The sequence below is a fragment of the Streptomyces sp. HSW2009 genome (assembly GCF_040240285.1).
Lineage (GTDB): Bacteria > Actinomycetota > Actinomycetes > Streptomycetales > Streptomycetaceae > Streptomyces.
Window position 1 is genome coordinate 1 of the sequence record NZ_JBEHZD010001160.1, and the last position, 441, is coordinate 441.

At 88.2% G+C, this 441-nt stretch carries 1 pseudogene; it reads right to left on the minus strand.

The features are described 5' to 3' along the window. Positions 1-441 (minus strand): annotated as a pseudogene (locus AAHZ94_RS35030) (hypothetical protein); the annotation flags it as partial.

Below are 441 nucleotides of genomic sequence, written 5' to 3' on the forward strand. Positions count from 1 at the left end.
GGGCGGGCCGGGGGGCCGGGGGCGGGGGCGGGCGCGGGGGGGGCGGGCGCGGCGGCCCCCCCCGCCCCCCCCCCCCCGCGCCCCGGCCCCCCCCCCCGGCGGCGGGGGCCTGGGGCGCGGGCGCGGCCGACTGCCGGCCGCGAGCACCCGGTCCCGGTCCCGCCCGAACAGCCGCCGCCACCAGGGCGCTCGGCGCCGGCCGGGCGCCGGGTCCGCACGGTCCAACTCCCCGCCGCAGCGCACGCAGAGCCGCCGCTCGTACGGGTTGTCCGCCCGGCACCGCGGGCAGGGACGGCTGCCCCGTACCTCGCCGCCGCCCGTGCTCGGCGCCGGGGCCGCCGCGGTGTGGGGCGGCACCCGGTGGTCGGGCCCGGGGGCCTCCGCAACGCCGTGCCGGTCGCCGGGGCGACGGGGGGCCGCCGGCTCGGAGCCAGGCCGGGC